This is a genomic window from Ravibacter arvi (genome assembly GCF_039540405.1).
GTDB lineage: Bacteria > Bacteroidota > Bacteroidia > Cytophagales > Spirosomataceae > Ravibacter > Ravibacter arvi.
In genome coordinates this window covers 1-18,511 of the sequence record NZ_BAABEY010000028.1, presented here as the reverse complement: position 1 = coordinate 18,511, position 18,511 = coordinate 1, and the positions used below count along the sequence as shown (strand labels likewise).

Below are 18,511 nucleotides of genomic sequence, written 5' to 3'. Positions count from 1 at the left end.
AGAAGAGCGTATGGCGTCGGAAGATAAGTCGAAAGCGCAGCTGGTCATTGTGACCGGTATGCTGGTTTTATATTTTATTTTTAAGCGGGATTGGCTTTTATATGTAGGAGTATTCGTGGGGCTGGCCAGTGTGTTTGTTCCTTTTTTGGGCGATCTGATCGTTAAAGGCTGGTTCAAGCTTGCAGAAGGGTTGGGTTATGTAAACAGCCGCATTTTGCTCTCGATTATTTTCTTCCTGGTCCTTTTTCCGGTAGCCCTGATGGCGCGTACCGGTCGGGGGAAAAACCTGTTGGGACTCAGAAAAGATCCTTCAAAATCGGCATTTACCGAACGGAATCACCAGTATGTGGCGAAGGATTTGAAGAATGTCTGGTAAGAGATAGGTGCTGAACTTTTCAGCGCAGGAATTACTAAGACGTAAAAAAAGCCCCGGATGTCCGGGGCTTTTTCTTTATAATATTTTTTCAATTAGAACTTCAAGGTAATACCTGCTTTCAGCGGAGAAGCATTGTACCCAACTTCAGCAAAAACACCCAGGTTTTCTTTGAAATAGTAGCGTGCTCCGGCAAAAGCACCAAAAAATACGCCGTTATCATACGAGCTTACATACGACGGGCCACTGTAACCGCTAGGATCTTTGTACTTAGAAATACGATAACCAATAGCAGGTCCGGCATAAAGGTCGAGGTTATCCATTTGCAGGAAGTGTTTTCCAAAGTGGTATGAACCACGCGCAGCGATAGTAGTGAAGTTATACTTCCACTTGTAACCTGTCCAACCGTAATTCCAGGATACCCAGTCCAGCTGTGCACCAACGCTTATGAAGTCATGAACGCCTGCTTCAAAAGAAGCACCTAAACCGACGCCGCCGCCACCGTAGGTGCCGCCGAGGTTAACACCAGCGTTCAGTAATTTGTCTCCTTTCTCAAATTGGGCGTGGGCGTTAGTACCAGCAAAAACTGCTGTAGCCATAACGAAAATTGCGAATAATTTTTTCATCTGTTTCTAAAGTTTGAACATACAATGAGATGCAAATGAACAACAATAAAGCTAATGTATCAAAGATTGGGGGCTAAATTTTGCTGAGCGGGCAAAATGGATTATTCAACGGTAAAAGCGGCCGCATGTTAAGCGGAGACTATTTGTTTTTTAATTTATCCTTAAAGACTTTCCGGAACTTGTCAAGTTTGGGAGCGATCACCGCCGCGCAGTAGCCCTGCTCCGGATTGTTCTCAAAGTAACTTTGGTGATAATCTTCGGCCGGGTAAAAGGGAGCTTCCGGCTTCACTTCCGTTACGATCCGCTTGGCATATGCCCCCGAAGAATCCAGTTCCTTGATAATGGACTCCGCCAATGTTTTCTGGGCGTCGTCGTGGTAAAAGATAACCGAACGGTACTGCGTGCCTACGTCTGCACCCTGCCGGTTGAGGGTAGTCGGGTCGTGGCTTCTGAAAAATGCTTGCAGCAGCTCTGCATAGCTTAACTTTTTGGGGTCATAATAGACCTTGACCACTTCGGCATGGCCCGTATTTCCTGTACAGACTTCCTTATAGGTAGGATGCTTCAGCGTACCGCCCGAATACCCCGATACTGCGCCATAAACGCCGTCCAGCGTTTCAAATACCGCTTCGGTACACCAGAAACAACCGTTGCCGAACGTTGCCACCCCAACTCCCGGAATGGCAGATAAAGTATTAATTTCCATTTTCGTTTTTTTAGTCCCACTTTTGTCGGATTGTGCGCAAGAAAGGAGAGCTGCACAGCAGAGCAGTAAAAAGAGTGCGCCGTAACGCGCCGCAATCAGGTAGTATTTTTCAGGTCGCATGGTTGGATTAAAAACAGAATTTGCGCGTTAAAAGTTTCGGGCGGAATCGGAAATAGGGTTAGTAAAATGTACCTCTACATCAAAGCCATTCATATTATTTCGGTAGTCAGCTGGTTTGCCGGGTTGTTTTATTTGCCACGGCTGCTCGTCTACCACACCGAGGCGCAGGTTTTGCCTGAAGAAGGGAGGAAATCGCTGGGGGAGCACCTCGTAAAGTGGCAGCGTTTGTTGTTTAATGCCATTATGGTTCCGGCTATGTGCCTGACGCTCGCCTCGGGCGTTACTATGTTATTCCTGGTACCCGACTGGCTTAGCCAGGGGTGGATGCACCTGAAACTCGCCTTTGTCCTGGTGCTGCTTTACTATCATTTTTATACGCGCAAGCTACTCCTGGAAGTCAGAAAGGGTGTTTTCCGGTGGACTTCCGTGCAGCTAAGATTGTGGAACGAACTGGCGACCATCCTCCTGGTCGCAATCGTATTCCTGGTGGTATTGAAAAGCTCGCTGGATTGGATATGGGGTGTCCTGGGAGTGGTATTGTTTGCGGTGTCCATCATGGTTGCCGTGAAGCTGGTCAACCGGAACAGGAAGTAACGGGAGGAGAGGTCGGAAATCGGAGGTCGGAAATCGGCCGCACCGCTTATGAAGAGTTCTTAACTCTCCATTTCTAAATTTCCGATCTCTGATTTCCGACTTCCGATTTCCAACCTCCGATTTCCGATTTCCAACCTCCGATTTCCGACTTCCGATCTCCGATTTCCGACTCCCACTAAAAGTCAAGATTGCAATTGATCCATTCGTCGTCAAAGCTGGTGCCGTACTTCCGGTAGAAGTTAACGGCAGATGTATTCCAGTCCAGGACTTGCCACATCATGCCGGTGCAGGCCATTTCTTTGGCGATCGCTACCGTGCCGTCGAACAGGAGCTTCCCTATGCCATTTCCGCGATGCGATTCTGTAACGATGATATCTTCCATGTACAACCGTTTTCCCTTCCAGGTGGAATAGCGGAAATAGTAGAGTGAAATCCCGATGATGTGCCCGTCCTTTTCGGCAACAATAAAGTTAAAAAGGTTGTTGTCAAGATCGCGGCTCATTTTTTCCGGCGTATTGACGAGGATATCAGCAGCTTTTTCAAAAATTGCTAACTCTTTTACCAGCTGGAAGGCGGATGGCACATCCTCTTTCGTACCTTTTCGTATCGTTACGCTCATGTCGGTATCATTTTTGGTGAACGGATAAGGCCTGGCAATTCCTCTCCGGAGGGCTTTGGGCGCAAAGATACCTAAACAGTCGCGATACTTAGTTGTAGTTCAGGTAATTCTCCCATTTTTCGATTACTGTTTTCAGGTCTTCGGGAAGATCTACTTCAAACTGGAGCCATTCGCCGGTCCTGGGATGTTCCAGCCCCAGCGACTTGGCGTGCAGGGCTTGTCTCGGAATTAGTTTGAAGCAATTCTCCACAAACGCTTTATAGCTTCCGCCTTGCAAACCCCGCAGAATCCGGTCGCCGCCATAGGCTGCGTCGTTAAAAAGCGGGTGCCCTTTGTATTGAAGGTGCGCACGGATCTGGTGGGTACGACCGGTTTCCAGGTTGCACCTCAGAAGCGACACGTACCGGAGCGGTTTCACTACTTCAAAATGAGTGACGGCATGCTTGCCCTGGTCCCCGTCCGGGTACACCGCCATGACTTTACGGTCTTTAACGCTCCGGCCGATATTGCCGGTAATAGTGCCCTTTTCTTCCTTCATTTCGCCCCATACCAAAGCCAGGTACGTTCGTTCGGTGGAATGATGGAAGAACTGGTTGGCAAGGTGCGTCATGGCAAATTCGGTTTTGGCAATGACGAGCAACCCGGAAGTGTCTTTGTCGATCCTATGGACCAGCCCGGGGCGGATTTCACCGTTGGCCGAGGTCGGTAGATTCCGGAAATGGTACAGCAGCGCATTGACGAGTGTGCCTTCCCAGTTGCCGTGCGCAGGATGTACCACCATGCCGGCGGGTTTGTTGACCACCAGCAGTTCGTCGTCTTCGTAGATGATGTCCAGCGGAATATTCTCCGGAAGAATGTCAGTATTTCTCGGGGGCTTGGGAAGCGACAGGGTGACAACATCCCCCGGTTTTATTTTATAGCTGGCTTTCGTGGGCAGGTCGTTTACCTTAATGGCTCCGGCTTCGATACCGTTTTGAACCTTGTTGCGGGAAGCATTCTGGACATGAAGGCTCAGGTATTTATCCAGCCGCATCAGCCCTTGTCCCTTGTCGGCAACCAGCCGGTAGTGCTCAAATAGCTCGTCGTCGTCTTCCTCAAGGACAGGTTCTGTATTCATATCACGATCAATTGCTTTCTTTTCGGGTAGCAAAAGTAAGACAGTTCCGGCAATATAGTGGGAAGTCGGAGGTCGGAAATCGGAAATCGGCTGCGCCGCATATCGAAGCGGTTGATTTCTGTCTTCCGACTCCTGTCTTCCGATTTCCGACTCCTGTCTTCCGATTTCCGACCTCCGACTTCCGATTTCATCCGTCAACGTCAGTCCCGGTTTTACCGATAGTTTTCAGTTATCGGTAAAACGCAGGAAAGCTACTTGAATTTCCATTGGCAGGGAAACCCTAGATATAAGCAATACAGTCCATTTCTACAAGTGAATCGCCGGGCACGCCGCCATACACTGCCACGGTGGTGCGGCAGGGGGGCTTGTTCCCGAACCGGCCCTTGTAAGCTTCGTTCATCTTTTTGTAATCGTTCAGATCATGGAGGAAGACGCTTACTTTCAGCACCTTTTCCATTGAGGAGCCGGCCTTTTTCAGCTCTTTTTCAAGCTCGTCCAGTACATGGTTGGTATGTGCGGTGATATCGCCGTCGAAATGGGCGCCTTTCCCGGCCACAAAAATGAGATTGCCGAATTTGGTATGCCCTGAAAACAAGGGTACGTCCTGGTAGTTTACTACGTCTCCGACTTCCTTTTCCGGCGCTGCATCGGGTGCATTTTTGGCACTTGCCATGGTGCCCAGCCCGGCTACGCCGGCAACCGAGGCTACCAGTCTTTTCAGCAGCGATCTTCTTTTTTCTGTGTTCATGAAATTACGTGTTAAGTATGAATACTAGGGATGATCGTGGTAATATAGGGAGATTTGTCTGGTAATAGCGCAAAGTTCCCGAGGTTGTTACTTCGAGTAAACCGGGGTGGCAATTCCGTTCAGGTCGTAAACAATTTTACCGCCTTTAATGGTCATTTCGCATTCCAGTTTTTCTTTGGCGCTCACCTTGTAGCCGGTTTTGTCGTAAAAGCCGAAATTGCCTTTCCGCATGGAAAAGACCGCGAGGTCTGCAATGGCGCCTTCCGACACGTGGCCCAGCGTTTCCCTTTGAATGACAACGGCGGGCTCCCAGGTGCTGGCCTTAATGACATCTTCCAGCTTCATGCCCATCGCGTAAAACTTGGACATGATGGAGAGCATGTCTTTCATCGAGCCGTTCATGCTGCCGATGTGAAGGTCGGTGCTGATGGTGGTTGGGAGAAATCCCTCTTTAACTGCGGGAATAGCCTGGGTATAGTTGAAGCTTGCACCGCCGTAACCCACGTCAAAAATAATCCCGCGTTTCCGGGCTTCCCAAACGAAGGGTTTTACCTTTCCGCTGGCTTCGTCGACAATCGTTTCCCGAATATCCCCGGGCAGCAGCGTGTAAGTATGGGTGAAGATATCTCCCGGACGGAGGTGTTTCAGGAACAGCTCTTCCAATGAGAGCGCGGGTTTCGCGCCGCCGAAGTCAACAATCACCGGCATTTTGGCTATCATCCCTGCCTTTACGGCGTTGTCTACCGGCTTCCAGTCCCGGCCCTGGAAGTGCGCGACCTTGAAGCCCACTACGTCGTTCCTGTTTTTGACGGCGATGGCTGCGGCCATCATGGGGTCCATATCGCTGGTATCCTGCTCCCAGTTGCCGCCGCGCATGCCTTGTCCGACGATGTTCATGAACGAAAGGACCCGCGTTTGCGAATTGAAAATAATATTCCGTTTAAAGGTGTCGAAATTGCTCCAGCCCGCACCGCCGCAGTCTACGATCGTGGTTACGCCGACACGAAAGGTGAACCCGTCGGGCGGCACCGCCACGAACCCGTCGCTCAGGTAGTGATTGGCCTGCGTCCCCGCAAAGATATGGCCGTGAATGTCAATTAATCCGGGGGTTACGTACATGCCTTTCGCGTCCACCACCTGCCGGGCCTGTTTGGGGTCTATATTGGGGGCTACTTTCTTCACTTTCCCATCGAGCAGGCCGATGTCCATTACCCGGCTGATGTTATTTTTGGGGTCGATCAAATGCCCCCCTTTTATAAGAACTGAATATTCCTGCGCCTGCGCCAATACGGCGACAACAGCCAGGAAAACGCTTAGGATTGATTTCTTCATAGGTACAAGGTTTGAGTAGTGAGGTGTGAGGTGCGGGTCGTTTGTGCGGCTTACGGCTCAAACCTCACACCTCAAAGCTATTATCGCGCCGCCTGGCTTAAGACTTCTTTCAGCCGGCTGGCAACAATTTTTTCTTCCCCGCTTTTGAGCATCCAGGTGGTTATGTTGATTGCGGCCGGTCCGGCGCCCATCACTTCAATGGATGGCTCGCCATTTCTGAGTTTTTCGAGGAGTCCCTTGGTATCGAGCCGGATTTTCGAGGAGTCCCACGCAACGTTCAGGGTAGGGGTATGGTTGCCCAGCGGCGGATGGGTGACTTTGGTCGTAACGCCGCTTACGCTTTTCGCAGCATTTTCAATCGTGGCGGTGCGTTGTTCCCAGATTTGCCATTCTTTTTTCTGGTCCAGTTTCACAAACCGGTCGAGTGCTGCGTACATGCCGATAATTTCTTCTTTATTGACCTTCATACCCCTGCCGATGGTGGATCCGCGTGGGGGCATGCTCAGCCGGGCTGCCTCGATCAGGTGTTTTTTGCCCATCAGGATGCCGGCGCTCTGCGGACCGCGCATGGCCTTGCCTCCCGATACACAAACCAGGTCAAAGCCCATATCGTTAAACCGCCACAGGTTTTCTACCGGCGGTACGTCTGCGGCAATGTCGATCATGGTGGGTATACCCTTCTTTTTTGCGATGGTTACCCATTCCTCATGCCCGATCTGGCCCTTATCGGATTGAATATTGAGAAACCACATAAGGGCGGTTCGTTCACTGATGGCTTTTTCCAGTTCTTCCCTGGTTTCAATGTAGATGATCCTGCAGCCTGTATTGGTCAATGCATGTGAGTAGCCGATAGAATGACCTTTCTGCATGATCACTTCCGATTTCATACCCGTTCCTTCCAGGTGGGGCAGCGCCTCAACTTTTGCCTGATCCGTTCCGGTGAGCACACCTGCCAGCCCCAGGGTAAGCGCTGAAAAGCACCCGGCGGTTACCACGGCGGCCTCTGCATGCGTGATGGAAGCTATCCGCTCGCCGACCTTGGTCTGTACGTCGTCCAGCATCATGAAGCTCGTCGAGGCATTCCGGATGGCCAGCATCACTTCGTCCGGCATAAGTGAACCGGTCATAGACGTATACGTACCGGCTGCGTTAATGAATGTTCTGATTCCCAGGTCTTTGACCCAGTCAATGGGCGGTGCCGGCGGGGCTGCATTACTTTCCAGGCTCCCGATCAACGGGACAACCGAAAGCTTTTTGATCACTTGTCTTCGGTTCAGCATAAATCACAACGGGGGAAGTTTGATGGATTTGATGGAATCACCACAAACCGCAAGGTTTAGCGGCATAAACCGGCCGCATAATCAATACCTCGCAGTTCACAGCTTTCATTCACATGAATCAAAGAGACAGAGAGCTTTTGGTTTTACTCTTTTTGACGAATAAATTGTACTTTATCTCCTTTCGGGCAGGTCAGGAGCTTCTCTCAGGGCGGCCACGGCGTATTCGTAGCCGGCATTGAAAATCTGGCCGGCCTTTCCGAAATCGAAAATGCTGAATCGTGACATAGCAGGCGGCTCAATAAGCAGGTCACAACTTTTCAACCGGTCGAGGTTTTGGTGATGAACGGCCAGAAGCAGTGCCCGGTAGGCGACTTCCAGCGAATTTTTCAGGGGGCGATCGAGTAAAAAAGGGTTGCAGTGCGAACCGATAACAAAGTCGGTTTTTCCGGCCAGCATTTCAACGGGCATGTTATTGAGCACCCCGCCGTCTACCAGCTCCCGATCGTCATAGTGGTACGGCTCAAAAAGGCCGGGCAGCCCGCAAGAGGCCAATATGGGTTGTATGACTTCTCCAGAGTCGAAAGCAACGGTTTCTCCGGCGACAATATCGGTTGCCGTAACCGTAAGGCCGATTTTCAATGCACTGAACTGGTTGTCGGGAAGATAATTTTTCAATAATTTTTCCATCCTGGAAATTCTCAGGAGACCTTTCCCGCCAAACGCGATTCTCACCGACCGCAGGAGTTCCGACTTGCTCAGTATTTCAAGGCATTCTTTGGGGCTGTACCCGTGTGCGTAGAAAGCACCCGTTATGGCGCCTGCCGACGTGCCGCAGATGTGATCAATCTTTATTCCGGATTCCTCGAGTGCCTGAATGACGCCCAGGTGCATAAAGGCCCTCGCCCCGCCGCCGGACAATACCAATCCTGTGGTCATGACCCAATTGCTAAATCTTTGATTTCGGCCGCTTTCGCTTCAGATAAAATCACTTAACAAACCCCGTTCGGCGATTTCGACCCCCCTTTCTCCCTGTTTCAGCACACCGGCTTCAAAGGTGGCGTCGTGTTCAAAAACGAGGACGATTTCTTCATGGAGCACCCTTGTCAATATGGTTTGTTTTTCTTCCATTGTGAGCAGCGGGCGCACATCGTAGCCCATTACCCAGGCCAGCGGGATATGCGCGCTTGAAGGGAGTAAATCGGCGGCAAACAGAATTTTTCTCTTGCCCTGGTTGATCAACGGCAGCATCATTTGTTCGGTATGGCCGTTAACATGCAGAAATGAAATATGGGTAAACGGCGAGTTCCCCTCATTGATAAAATTCAGTTGCCCGGAGGCCTCCAGGGGGAGAATATTTTCTGACAAAAACGATGCTTTTTCCCGTGGGTTAGGATGCGTTGCCCATTGCCAGTGTGCGGCATTGGACCAATACCTGGCATTGGGGAAAGTCGGTCCGAAACCGCCGGCTACCCGCTTTACGGCTCCTCCGACGTGATCGAAATGGAGATGCGTGAGCACCACATCCGTTATGTCTGCCGGGCTGAACCCGGCTTTATGTATCGAATCCAGCAAAGAGGCGTCACCGTTCCTGAAGTAATAGCCGAAAAACTTTTCGCTCTGCTTGTCGCCCAGCCCGGTGTCGACCAGTACCAGGCGATCGCCGTCTTCTATGAGCAGGCACCTTGCCGCCCAGTTGCACAGGTTGTTTTCGTCGGCGGGTACGTGCCTGCTCCAGAGCGATTTCGGGACGACGCCGAACATCGCCCCGCCGTCCAGTTTGAAAAACCCGGTATCAATTATGTGTAAATTCATAAGCTATAATCTCATTTGCCTGAGAATGGCGGCAATTAAAGGAATATCTTCAAAAAATCAACGCAATCGGCAGGCGATAACCGTTGGGAAAGGCAGGGAAGCCTGAAATAGCCATGAGCTTTGAGGTATCAGCTACAAGCGGCACACAAACGACTGATGAATAAATAGCTCACCGCTCACCGCTCAAACCTTTTTATCATGTTAACAATTCTAAATTATTTAATGCCCGGTGGATGAGTAGAAGGCTGTGCTATATTTATTTTTCTAACTTTGGGCCTGAAACAATAAACCGGGATCGTTCCCGTTTTTTTGTGTAAAGCATCCCGGCTTGGCGTCATACATAAGATCCAGATAACATAATTTTTGTAAATTTTCCAGAATGGTACTTCTTCAGGCTATTTCCGATACCACCCTTGTTGCTACATCCGATCAGGGACTGACATTATTTGGTTTATTGAGCAAAGGGGGATGGGTAATGCTTCCCTTGGGGCTGTTGTTGCTGATAACGATATTTCTGATTATCGAACGTTTTCTCGGAATCAATGCCAGCGGAAAAGTTGAGCAGAATTTTGTGGACAACATCAGAGACTTTGTTCAGGAAGGCAATCTGAAGTCGGCCGAATCTCTTTGCCGTAACCAGCGGAACGCCATCGGGAGAATTTTCGAGCGCGCCATCAGCCGCATCGGCTACCCGATCAAAGATATTGAAACGACTATCGAAAATGCCAGCCAGATCGAACTGCAGCGTCTTGAAGGAAACCTGTCGTACCTGGGGGTAATTGCGGGTATCGCTCCCATGTTGGGGTTCGTGGGTACCATTGCAGGGATTATCCGGATTTTCTATGACATTTCACTCTCCAACGATTTCAATATCAGCACAATATCGGGTGGTATGTATGAGAAGATGATCACTTCAGGTTCAGGTCTGATTATCGGTTTGATCGCTTACGCCGGCTATCATATGCTGAACATGAAAATTGATCGCTTTGCATTGCGTTTGCAAATGGCTGCTTCCGATTTCCTGGACGTGCTTCAAAAGCCGGTAGGAAAGTAAGCCGCCCCCGCATTGATGTGAAATTTGTCGCGAGAAATTGAACTGGTAATGAAAATACGCAGAAAAAGCAGGTTTGCCCCGGAGGTTTTTACCCATTCGCTGAACGACATCATGTTCTTCCTGATGTTGTTCTTCCTGATTATCTCTACGATGGCCAACCCGAACGTGATCAAGCTGATGCTGCCCCAGGCAGCTGCCGCCCAAAGGAGCTATACCAAACAAATGACTTTATCGGTTGATGCTGAGCGGAATTATTTCCTGGACAAGCAACCGATACCGGTGGACCAGTTGGAGACAACCCTGCACAATACTTTCCTGAATGTCCAGGAGCGGACCATTGTGCTGCGCCTGGATAAAAGCCTGGCAGTTCAGGACCTGGTAGATGTGCTTGAAATCGGAGCTAAGGAGGATATCAAAATGGTGATGGCAACCGCCAAATAATACCCGGTTTTATTTCTCCGCTTCTTTTACATTTTTCAGGGTCGACATATCCCGGATTTCTTCGTTTGCGTGCCGGACGACCAGGTCTCCTTCGCTTATATTTCCTATTACTTCCACGTTCACCCCGTCGTTCCTGCCCATTGTAACGGGAACCCAAACGGCTTTCCCGTCAGTGACTTTAATGACGAACAGGCCGAGCGGAGCATTCAGAACGGCTCCTACCGGGACATTCAGTGAAGAATCTTTTGTGGACAAGGGAACGCTTACTTCGGCAACCATACCCGGGAGGAGCGTTTTGGCCTGGTTCGGTACATCCATTTCAATTCGCTGAGCGCGGAGCCGGGCATCCAAAGCACCGGATTGCCGGCTCATTTTGGCTTCAAAAAACTTGCCGGGGAGCGCCCTCACGCTGAACCTGATAGCAGCGTCGGGGTTGGTATACCCGGTGTATGCTTCGGGGAGGCTTACGACCAAACGAAGCTTTTGCTGTTCCACTAAAGAAAAAAGCGGAAATTCAGACCCTTTTCCCGAGGGGCCGACATAGGCGCCTGTGCTGACATTCCGTGCTGTGATGACTCCTGAAAAAGGGGCCCGTATTTCGAGATAGTTGCGGTTATCGGCAATTTCGCGGTGTGTGGCCCTTGCCGATTCGAGCAGGGCGGCGTCCGATTGTTGTTTGGCAAAAGCTATGTCCAGGTCGTTGGGGGATACGGTTCCCGGGGTTTTACTGGTTTCCAGCAAACGTTCGTAAGTGGCTTTGCTGGACAGGAACACAGCTTCCTGCGATTTCAGGCGGGACTCGGCGCCCGCAAGTTGCGAGGTTACCTCAGGGGCCTCCAGCGTGGCAAGAAGGGTGCCCTCCCTCACCTGGCTGCCCACATCTGCATGCAGCTTCCTGACAAAGCTGTTGACCTTGGCGTACAGGTCCACGTTCTGAAAGGCAATAAGCTCACCCGGCAGCTTTAACTCGGATGAGACCCCGCCTTTCTTTAAACGGATTACTTCGACAGGTGCAGCCTCGGCTTGTTCCGGCTCCTTCGCGGTAGTTTTCCCGCAACCGGATAAGACGGCGGCCGCAAACAAGGCAGGCAATAAAAGACGGATCGGACTGGCTGATGTCATGACAAAAGGAATATGGAGACGTGAATCCCGTTTTCTGTTATGTTTTCTGTTTTTTATCGGAATGATATTCATTGGCCCTTCGGTGGTGCAACGTAAAACCTGCTTTCGCTATCTTCGGGATCAAGCGAAACGCTCTGTGTGGAGCTTTTGCCTTGTCCCCAGGCGAATACCAGCGGGAGAATAAACAAAGCGGCAAAGGTTGAGGTAAACAACCCGCCGATCACGGCCCGTCCAAGCGGGGAGGTTTGATCGCCGCCGTCGCCGAGGCCAAGGGCCATGGGGATCATGCCTACCACCATCGCCAGGGCCGTCATCACGATAGGGCGCAGGCGCAGCGAGGCCGATTGATAGGCTGCATCAACGGCATTACCGCTTTTAAGCCGGAGCTCCTCTGCGTTGGTAATCAGGAGTACGGCATTGGAAATGGACACTCCCACGGACATGATAATACCCATGTACGACTGAAGATTGAGCGTGGATCCGGTCATCAGCAAAAGCGCAAGAGAGCCGACAATTACCGCCGGCACTGTGGTGAGGACAATGCCCGAAACCCTGAAAGACTGAAAGTTGGCTGCCAACATCAGGAAAATCACGACAATGGCTACCAATAGCCCGCTTTCGAGGCTATCCAGGGTGCTCGTAAGCGTCTGGCTCATCCCGATCAGCTCCACGGTCAGGCCACGGGGAAGTTCACCCAGCGAGGCAATGGCTTCCTGTACCGCTTTCTGTGCTGCGCCGAGGTCTTTTTCATATAAATTGGCAGTTACCGAAAGAACGGGCAACGCACCAAGGTTGTTGTTCTCCCCGTAAGTAGTATCAGGTGTAAAAGTGGCGATGTCACCCAAAACCGGCCTGGCCTGTCCCTTGAGTACCGGTATTTCGTTGAGATCCGAGATGCTGTTCATCTGGCTTTCCGGAACCAGTACCTGCACAGCATAGCTGTTGCCGCTTTTTTCGTCTACCCAGATATTTTTGTCGGTATAGCGGGAGGAAGAAGTGGAGGTGATCAGCGACCTGGAAACATCGGCCATATCTACCCCGAGTTGTGATGCGCGCAAACGGTCGATTTCTATTTTGATAGCGGGGTATTTGTTGGATTGCCCAAGCTGTATATCCCGGAGAAAAGGAACTTCCCGCATTTTCTCCATCACTTTTTTCGCGTACGCTTCGTTGACCGCCTTGCTCCGGCCCATCATTCTGACTTCAATAGGGGTGGGTGAGCCCTGGCTGAGAATCTTGTCGGTAAGGTCTATGGGTTCGAAGGAGAGGGTGATGTCGGGTATGACTTTCTTAGTGTGCTGCCTGATTTGTTCTTTCAGTTCATCAAGATCGGCGTGGAATCCTTCTTTCAGCGCGACCTGCAATACAGCTTCCTGGGGCCCGGACATCCAGAGATAAATGGGGCTTACGGAAAACTGGCCGGGGTGCTGGCCTACATAAGCCGAGGTGACGGATACGTTTTCGGCTCCTACGAGGTCTTTTACCACCTGGATCAGGCCCAGTGTTTTTTGTTCGGTGCGTTCGATGCGGGTGCCCTCGGCGGCGCGCAAACGGACCTGGAACTGCCGTCCGTTTACTTTGGGAAGAACATCTTTCCCGATATGGCGAACCATGAACCCTGCCAGCAGGACGGTGCACAACAGATAGATCACCACGATAGGCCGCCGGTAGGGCATGGTCCGGCGGGTAAATCGCAGAAAGCGCATCCGAAGCCGTTCAAAACGGCTTATTTTTCCGTCAAGATTGCTGTCTTCCCGTTCCAGGAGGATTTGCTTCTGCTCCCACGAGCTGTCCGTCAGGTGGGCCTCCAGGTCGGCAGGCAGTTGCTTTTTCTCGTGCCCTTTCATGATCCAGTTGGCCATGACCGGCACAAATGTCTGGGAGAGGAAATAAGAGGCTATCATGCTGAAGCCTATCGCCAGCGCCAGGGGCATAAACATGGAGCCGGGAATGCCCTGCATGGTGAAAGCCGGCGCGAAAACGGCAAGAATACAAAAGAGGATCAGTAATTTAGGGAATGCAATTTCCTTACAGGCGTCCCAGACAGCCAGCGCTTTGGGTTTTCCCATGTCCAGGTGCTGGTGGATGTTTTCGATAGTTACCGTGCTTTCGTCAACGAGAATCCCGATAGCGAGGGCCAGCCCGCTCAATGTCATAATGTTGATCGTTTGGCCGAAAAGGTTGAGAAAGAGGATACTCGTAATAATCGAGGTGGGAATAGTGAGGATTACGATGAGCGCTCCCCTCGGGTCGCCCAGGAACAACAATACCATTAAACCGGTAAGTATCGCGCCGATAACACCCTCTTCGACCAGGCTTTTGACCGCATTCATCACGTATTGTGACTGGTCAAATTCGTAGCTGAGCCTGACATCTTCAGGGAGAGTGCTCTGGATGCGGGGCAGGCTTCTTTTCAGGTTCTGGACTACTTCCCAGGTAGAGGCGTCGGCGCTTTTGGCAATACTGAGGTAAACCGATCTTTTTCCGTTGACCAATCCGTACCCCATGGTTACATCAGCGCCATCTTCAACGGTGGCAATATCGCGGAGGTAGAGGTTTTGTACCCCACCCCCTTTAAAAAGTGGTATATCGCCGAAATCAGCAACGTTTCTTATCGTGGTATTGGTGGGGGTAATGTAGTTCTTTTCACCGACGCGAATATTGCCTGACGGGCTTGTCTGGTTGTTGAGCCGGATGGCTTCCACCAGCTGGTCAGGCGTCAGGTTGTGCGCCCTTAACTGCTCCGGGTTGACTTTCACCACGATGGTGCGCACATTTCCCCCGAAGGGAGGCGCTGATACAATCCCCGGGATGGATGTAAATGAGGATCTCACGTAAACGTTGGCGAGGTCAAGCAACTGGTTATTGTCGCGGGTCTCGCTGGAAAGGACCAGTTGGCCTACCGGGAGCGTGGACGCGTCAAAGCGGATGATGAAGGGCGGGTTGGAACCCGGTGGGAAAATGGCTTGTATCCGGTTGGAAAAAGCGCTCAGTTCGGCCGAGGCCTGTGCCATATTCGTACCGGGATAAAACGAAATTTTCATCAGGGTAAGTCCCTGGACGTTCCTGGTTTCGATGGTCTTGATCCCGTTGACGAACAGTAGTATATTGACGTACTGTTTGCCGAAAAATGTCTCCATCTGGTTGGGAGTATAACCGCCAAACGGGTGGGCGAGGTACATGACCGGCAGGTCGAGCTTCGGGAAAATGTCAATTTTAATCGTTCTGACCGCGTTGATTCCGAAGAAAAGCATGCCGGAGACCAGTACCATAATGGTAATGGGTTTTCGTAAAGCGAAACGTATGAGATTCATGGTAATTTTTCTGCTGGTCGTTCCGGAGATAATTAAAACGCGTTTTCGAAAACTGAGTAATCGCCCGATGCCGCGGCTTTGAGAAGTAACGCCTGCCAAACGTTGTTGTTGGCAATGTCGCGATCTGTTTCTGCCCTGATGAGGGCATATAAGGTTTGGTTAAGGTCTACCAGATTCGCAAGACCATTCCGGTACATGACCGTTTTCTGGAGGTAAGCATCCGAGGCGGCTTTGACTTGCAACGGCGCTTCCCTGTAGTTGTCGAGCGCATTTTTGATTTTGGTTTCGGCAAGTACAGCCTGGGCGTCCAGCTGTTGGGCGGCCAATTGGTACTCATCCAGCAAGGCGCGGCTTATAAGATCCTGGGATTTTACCTGGTGTGCGTACCGAAGCGGTTGGGTGAGGTTCCATGTAACACCCAGGCCGAACAGGAAGTTGCTTCTTACCGGATTAAAGCCCGTAAGAATACTGTGGGTATAATCGGTAGGGTTGGCCGCGTAGGCGCTCCCGAAGCCGGATCCCCTGGTTTGAAATACCCCTACCATAGAGAAGGTCGGGTAATAAAACGTTTTGAGATACTGGCGTTGCTGCTCGCTCACCCGGATGCGGCTTTTATAATACTGCAGGGTCGGGTGGGTATCGTTGACCTGTCCGGCAGGCGTTTGAAGTCCGACGGGTATGCTGGTCACAAATAATGAATCAAGTGTGAGTGTTTCGGGAGCCACGCCCATCAGTACCGAAAGTTGGTTGCTCCGTTCCTGCTCAAAGTCGAGCGCACGGGTGATCGCAATCCGGGCATTTGAAATTTCGGCATTTGCCAGCGACGAGTCTACGCCGGGAACCAGCCCTGTGCGCGCACGTGTGGTCACCACCAGGCCGATAGCTTGCGCTCTTTCCAGGTTTTTTTCGAGGGAAGCGCGCAGCTTTTGTGCAACGAGCAGGTTGAGGTAGGCGGCCGAGACTTTGATCGTGTGCTGGAATATTTCTTGTTCCAGGTCTTTCTCATCACGTACGGCGATCGACTCGGAAGTTTTGATCTTTTGTTTTACACGGCCAAAGGCGAAGAAGTCCCAGTTGACATTCGTCAGGTAAATGGCCCCGAATGCCGCGCGCCAGTTTTGAGAAGCCGACGGGAGACCGGACGAGGCAACACCCAACCCGCCGAACCCGTAGGCCGGTCCTATTTGCCCGTTTACGGTTCCGTAATCCCACTGCGCCGATAAATTGAGATTGGGCAGATATTCGCTCCGGGTATAGTCGGCGGCGGCTTTGGAAGCGGCGGCATATTTTGCCTTGGCCTTAATACTTCCGTAGTTTTCTTTGGCGGTCTTTACGGCATCAGGCAAAGAAATGGTCTGTTGGGCGTGAACTGACAATGATGCGGAGAACCAACAAAAGAGATAGATGAAACTTTTTGATACGCGGGCGATCATAAAGAACTTTTTTCGGAAAAAGGGCACCTGATTAGGCAAACAAAGCAAATTGAAAAAAGTTATCATTTATTCGATTATTTATGAAATAAGTTGTATTAGTTCAAAATTTTATAAGGAAGCGAGCCTTTATTTTAGTTTTTTATTCTGTTACGGGGAGTCCGGACGGGATCTGTTTCAAAGCGGACTATATTATTTGAGCGACAAAAGTCGTATTTTCATCTTCGTAACCTGAAAGGAACCAATGGCCTATATCGATTATTATAAAGTTCTCGAGGTCAGCCGGGATGCTTCCCCCGACGACATTAAAAAAGCTTACAGAAAACTTGCACGGAAGCTACATCCGGACTTAAATCCGGACGACAAAGAAGCCAAATTGAAGTTTCAGCAGCTTAATGAAGCGAATGAGGTACTAAGCGACCCGGAAAAGCGGAAAAAGTATGATGAGTACGGCGAGCATTGGCAGCATGCGGAACAATTCGAGCAGGCGGGGAGACGGCAGAAGGGTTCGTCAGCCGGTACCGGCGGCGCCTATCAGGGGTGGCAAGACTACACCGGGGATTTTGACAGCGGTAATTTCTCCGACTTTTTTGAGTCCCTCTTCGGGCAACGCAGTCGTTCAGGCAGCCGTGAGTCGCGGTTCAGGGGACACGATTACCAGGCCGAGCTTTCGCTGAGCCTTCGGGAAGCTTCAGAGACTCAGCCACGTGTGCTTACTGTGAATGGAAAAAATATCAGGATCACTATTCCGGCCGGCGTGTCGGACGGGCAGGTGATTAAACTGAGCGGCTATGGCGCGCCGGGGGCCAACGGCGGTCCGCCCGGCGATTTGTACATTACTTTTACCATTCTCCCGGACCCGGTGTTCTCGCGCGTTGGAGACCATCTTTATATGACCCGGGAAATAGATTTGTATACAGCGGTCCTGGGCGGGGAGATAACCCTGGAAACACTGACCGGACAGGTCAAGCTGAAAGTAGCTGCCGGTACGCAGAATAACACCAAAGTGCAGTTAAAAGGGAAGGGATTTCCCGTGTACAAAAAGCAGGGCGAATTTGGCAACCTGATTGTGACCTACCAGGTAAAGATCCCTGTCAATCTCTCGGAAAAGCAAAAAGCACTGTTTGAAGAGATTGCAAGGTTATAACCAAAAGCATAAAAAAGGCAGACGTAAGCAGTCGGATACCAACCTTCGGAATCATTCTGTGGATCGCCCGCTGAACAAAGCCGACAACCTTTTATAAATATGAAGACTGAAATGATCAGCGTAACGAGCTATTGTCGAAAGTATGACATTGAGCGGACCTTCATTGAATCTCTCGCCGAAGGGGGGTTGATAGAGGTTGTTTTTTTCGAAAATGAGCGATTCCTGCCGTTTTCAGTCCTGCCACAGCTTGAAAAGTACATCCGGTGGCACTATGAGCTTGACATTAATTCCGAGGGAATAGAAACGATTCAGTACCTCTTGTACAAAATTGATCTATTGAAGCGCGAAGTAGCCGGGCTTCAGAACAGACTGAAACTATACGAGGATTAGCGAAATTTATCCATTTCCCCTTTCTTATTTGCTTTGAGGCAACTACCAAGTTATTTGTAAAACAGGAAATCTCTCACCCAGGCGGACCTGTTAACAGCCTGTCTATTTTCTGTGGTCAAAAAATAAACCACAGAGAACACCAAGAGCGCAGAGGTTATTTTAATGAATTAGGCGCCAAGGGCCTTTGTGCTCCTTGTGAGCTTTGTGGTTAAAAGTAAACCGCAGAGGTATTATGTTTGAAAGGGGCTAATATAAAGAAGCATAAGCTGATATTCTTTTAGAGTAA

General features: G+C 50.6%; 18 protein-coding genes. 6 read left to right on the top strand and 12 right to left on the bottom strand.

What is annotated here, in order from left to right; genetic code table 11:
• The first annotated feature begins 10 nt into the window (after positions 1–10).
• A complete protein-coding gene (locus ABD852_RS15730; protein ID WP_345030606.1) occupies positions 11–376 on the top strand; it encodes an SxtJ family membrane protein in 366 nt (121 codons plus the stop codon).
• Positions 377–468: 92 nt separating this feature from the next.
• On the opposite strand, the gene ABD852_RS15725 is transcribed toward ABD852_RS15730, so the two are convergent.
• Positions 469–999 carry a hypothetical protein gene (locus ABD852_RS15725; protein ID WP_345030604.1) on the bottom strand — a complete coding sequence of 177 codons (531 nt, stop codon included), beginning with the start codon at positions 997–999 and terminating at the stop codon, positions 469–471.
• Positions 1,000–1,138: 139 nt separating this feature from the next.
• Positions 1,139–1,705 carry a peptide-methionine (S)-S-oxide reductase MsrA gene (gene msrA / locus ABD852_RS15720; RefSeq protein ID WP_345030602.1) on the bottom strand — a complete coding sequence of 189 codons (567 nt, stop codon included), beginning with the start codon at positions 1,703–1,705 and terminating at the stop codon, positions 1,139–1,141.
• A 186-nt stretch (positions 1,706–1,891) separates the two neighbouring features.
• On the opposite strand from msrA, the gene ABD852_RS15715 reads away from it, so the two are divergent.
• The gene (locus ABD852_RS15715; protein ID WP_345030600.1) at positions 1,892–2,419 is read left to right on the top strand and encodes a CopD family protein; all 528 of its coding nucleotides are present in this window, start codon (positions 1,892–1,894) and stop codon (positions 2,417–2,419) included.
• Positions 2,420–2,594: 175 nt separating this feature from the next.
• On the opposite strand, the gene ABD852_RS15710 is transcribed toward ABD852_RS15715, so the two are convergent.
• The 7 genes from ABD852_RS15710 to ABD852_RS15680 all read right to left on the bottom strand — a co-directional run bounded on the left by ABD852_RS15710 (position 2,595) and on the right by ABD852_RS15680 (position 9,327).
• Positions 2,595–3,038, bottom strand: a complete 444-nt coding sequence (locus ABD852_RS15710; RefSeq protein WP_345030598.1) for a GNAT family N-acetyltransferase — start codon at positions 3,036–3,038, stop codon at positions 2,595–2,597.
• A gap of 88 nt (positions 3,039–3,126) precedes the next feature.
• Positions 3,127–4,155: an RluA family pseudouridine synthase gene (locus ABD852_RS15705; RefSeq protein WP_345030768.1), complete on the bottom strand. Its 1,029-nt coding sequence runs from the start codon at positions 4,153–4,155 to the stop codon at positions 3,127–3,129.
• 280 nt (positions 4,156–4,435) lie between these two features.
• A complete protein-coding gene (locus ABD852_RS15700; protein WP_345030596.1) occupies positions 4,436–4,903 on the bottom strand; it encodes a RidA family protein in 468 nt (155 codons plus the stop codon).
• Positions 4,904–4,990: 87 nt separating this feature from the next.
• Positions 4,991–6,235, bottom strand: coding sequence for an amidohydrolase/deacetylase family metallohydrolase (locus tag ABD852_RS15695; protein ID WP_345030595.1), 1,245 nt, complete (start codon positions 6,233–6,235; stop codon positions 4,991–4,993).
• A gap of 80 nt (positions 6,236–6,315) precedes the next feature.
• Positions 6,316–7,515, bottom strand: a complete 1,200-nt coding sequence (locus ABD852_RS15690; protein WP_345030594.1) for an aminotransferase class V-fold PLP-dependent enzyme — start codon at positions 7,513–7,515, stop codon at positions 6,316–6,318.
• A gap of 171 nt (positions 7,516–7,686) precedes the next feature.
• Positions 7,687–8,451: a patatin-like phospholipase family protein gene (locus ABD852_RS15685; protein WP_345030593.1), complete on the bottom strand. Its 765-nt coding sequence runs from the start codon at positions 8,449–8,451 to the stop codon at positions 7,687–7,689.
• A gap of 39 nt (positions 8,452–8,490) precedes the next feature.
• Positions 8,491–9,327: an MBL fold metallo-hydrolase gene (locus tag ABD852_RS15680; protein ID WP_345030592.1), complete on the bottom strand. Its 837-nt coding sequence runs from the start codon at positions 9,325–9,327 to the stop codon at positions 8,491–8,493.
• 379 nt (positions 9,328–9,706) lie between these two features.
• On the opposite strand from ABD852_RS15680, the gene ABD852_RS15675 reads away from it, so the two are divergent.
• Positions 9,707–10,381, top strand: a complete 675-nt coding sequence (locus ABD852_RS15675) for a MotA/TolQ/ExbB proton channel family protein (protein WP_345030590.1) — start codon at positions 9,707–9,709, stop codon at positions 10,379–10,381.
• A gap of 48 nt (positions 10,382–10,429) precedes the next feature.
• Entirely contained in the window at positions 10,430–10,822 is a 393-nt protein-coding gene (locus ABD852_RS15670; protein ID WP_345030588.1) for an ExbD/TolR family protein, read from the top strand.
• A gap of 9 nt (positions 10,823–10,831) precedes the next feature.
• On the opposite strand, the gene ABD852_RS15665 is transcribed toward ABD852_RS15670, so the two are convergent.
• The 3 genes from ABD852_RS15665 to ABD852_RS15655 form a co-directional block, all read right to left on the bottom strand.
• Entirely contained in the window at positions 10,832–11,944 is a 1,113-nt protein-coding gene (locus ABD852_RS15665) for an efflux RND transporter periplasmic adaptor subunit (RefSeq protein ID WP_345030586.1), read from the bottom strand.
• A 68-nt stretch (positions 11,945–12,012) separates the two neighbouring features.
• Positions 12,013–15,258 (bottom strand): efflux RND transporter permease subunit, encoded by a 3,246-nt coding sequence (locus ABD852_RS15660; protein ID WP_345030585.1) that lies wholly within the window; start codon positions 15,256–15,258, stop codon positions 12,013–12,015.
• 32 nt (positions 15,259–15,290) lie between these two features.
• Positions 15,291–16,604, bottom strand: a complete 1,314-nt coding sequence (locus ABD852_RS15655) for a TolC family protein (protein WP_345030583.1) — start codon at positions 16,602–16,604, stop codon at positions 15,291–15,293.
• 328 nt (positions 16,605–16,932) lie between these two features.
• On the opposite strand from ABD852_RS15655, the gene ABD852_RS15650 reads away from it, so the two are divergent.
• Positions 16,933–17,835: a DnaJ C-terminal domain-containing protein gene (locus tag ABD852_RS15650; RefSeq protein WP_345030581.1), complete on the top strand. Its 903-nt coding sequence runs from the start codon at positions 16,933–16,935 to the stop codon at positions 17,833–17,835.
• Positions 17,836–17,934: 99 nt separating this feature from the next.
• Positions 17,935–18,225 carry a chaperone modulator CbpM gene (locus ABD852_RS15645; protein WP_345030579.1) on the top strand — a complete coding sequence of 97 codons (291 nt, stop codon included), beginning with the start codon at positions 17,935–17,937 and terminating at the stop codon, positions 18,223–18,225.
• Positions 18,226–18,511: the final 286 nt, after the last annotated feature.

Bases quoted from the DNA above. Each gene is read 5' to 3' on its own strand.
- ABD852_RS15730 (WP_345030606.1), top strand. From the start codon at position 11: ATGGCGTCGGAAGATAAGTCGAAAGCGCAGCTGGTCATTGTGACCGGT.
- ABD852_RS15725 (WP_345030604.1), bottom strand. From the start codon at position 999: ATGAAAAAATTATTCGCAATTTTCGTTATGGCTACAGCAGTTTTTGCT.
- msrA (WP_345030602.1), bottom strand. From the start codon at position 1,705: ATGGAAATTAATACTTTATCTGCCATTCCGGGAGTTGGGGTGGCAACG.
- ABD852_RS15715 (WP_345030600.1), top strand. From the start codon at position 1,892: ATGTACCTCTACATCAAAGCCATTCATATTATTTCGGTAGTCAGCTGG.
- ABD852_RS15710 (WP_345030598.1), bottom strand. From the start codon at position 3,038: ATGAGCGTAACGATACGAAAAGGTACGAAAGAGGATGTGCCATCCGCC.
- ABD852_RS15705 (WP_345030768.1), bottom strand. From the start codon at position 4,155: ATGAATACAGAACCTGTCCTTGAGGAAGACGACGACGAGCTATTTGAG.
- ABD852_RS15700 (WP_345030596.1), bottom strand. From the start codon at position 4,903: ATGAACACAGAAAAAAGAAGATCGCTGCTGAAAAGACTGGTAGCCTCG.
- ABD852_RS15695 (WP_345030595.1), bottom strand. From the start codon at position 6,235: ATGAAGAAATCAATCCTAAGCGTTTTCCTGGCTGTTGTCGCCGTATTG.
- ABD852_RS15690 (WP_345030594.1), bottom strand. From the start codon at position 7,515: ATGCTGAACCGAAGACAAGTGATCAAAAAGCTTTCGGTTGTCCCGTTG.
- ABD852_RS15685 (WP_345030593.1), bottom strand. From the start codon at position 8,451: ATGACCACAGGATTGGTATTGTCCGGCGGCGGGGCGAGGGCCTTTATG.
- ABD852_RS15680 (WP_345030592.1), bottom strand. From the start codon at position 9,327: ATGAATTTACACATAATTGATACCGGGTTTTTCAAACTGGACGGCGGG.
- ABD852_RS15675 (WP_345030590.1), top strand. From the start codon at position 9,707: ATGGTACTTCTTCAGGCTATTTCCGATACCACCCTTGTTGCTACATCC.
- ABD852_RS15670 (WP_345030588.1), top strand. From the start codon at position 10,430: ATGAAAATACGCAGAAAAAGCAGGTTTGCCCCGGAGGTTTTTACCCAT.
- ABD852_RS15665 (WP_345030586.1), bottom strand. From the start codon at position 11,944: ATGACATCAGCCAGTCCGATCCGTCTTTTATTGCCTGCCTTGTTTGCG.
- ABD852_RS15660 (WP_345030585.1), bottom strand. From the start codon at position 15,258: ATGAATCTCATACGTTTCGCTTTACGAAAACCCATTACCATTATGGTA.
- ABD852_RS15650 (WP_345030581.1), top strand. From the start codon at position 16,933: ATGGCCTATATCGATTATTATAAAGTTCTCGAGGTCAGCCGGGATGCT.
- ABD852_RS15645 (WP_345030579.1), top strand. From the start codon at position 17,935: ATGAAGACTGAAATGATCAGCGTAACGAGCTATTGTCGAAAGTATGAC.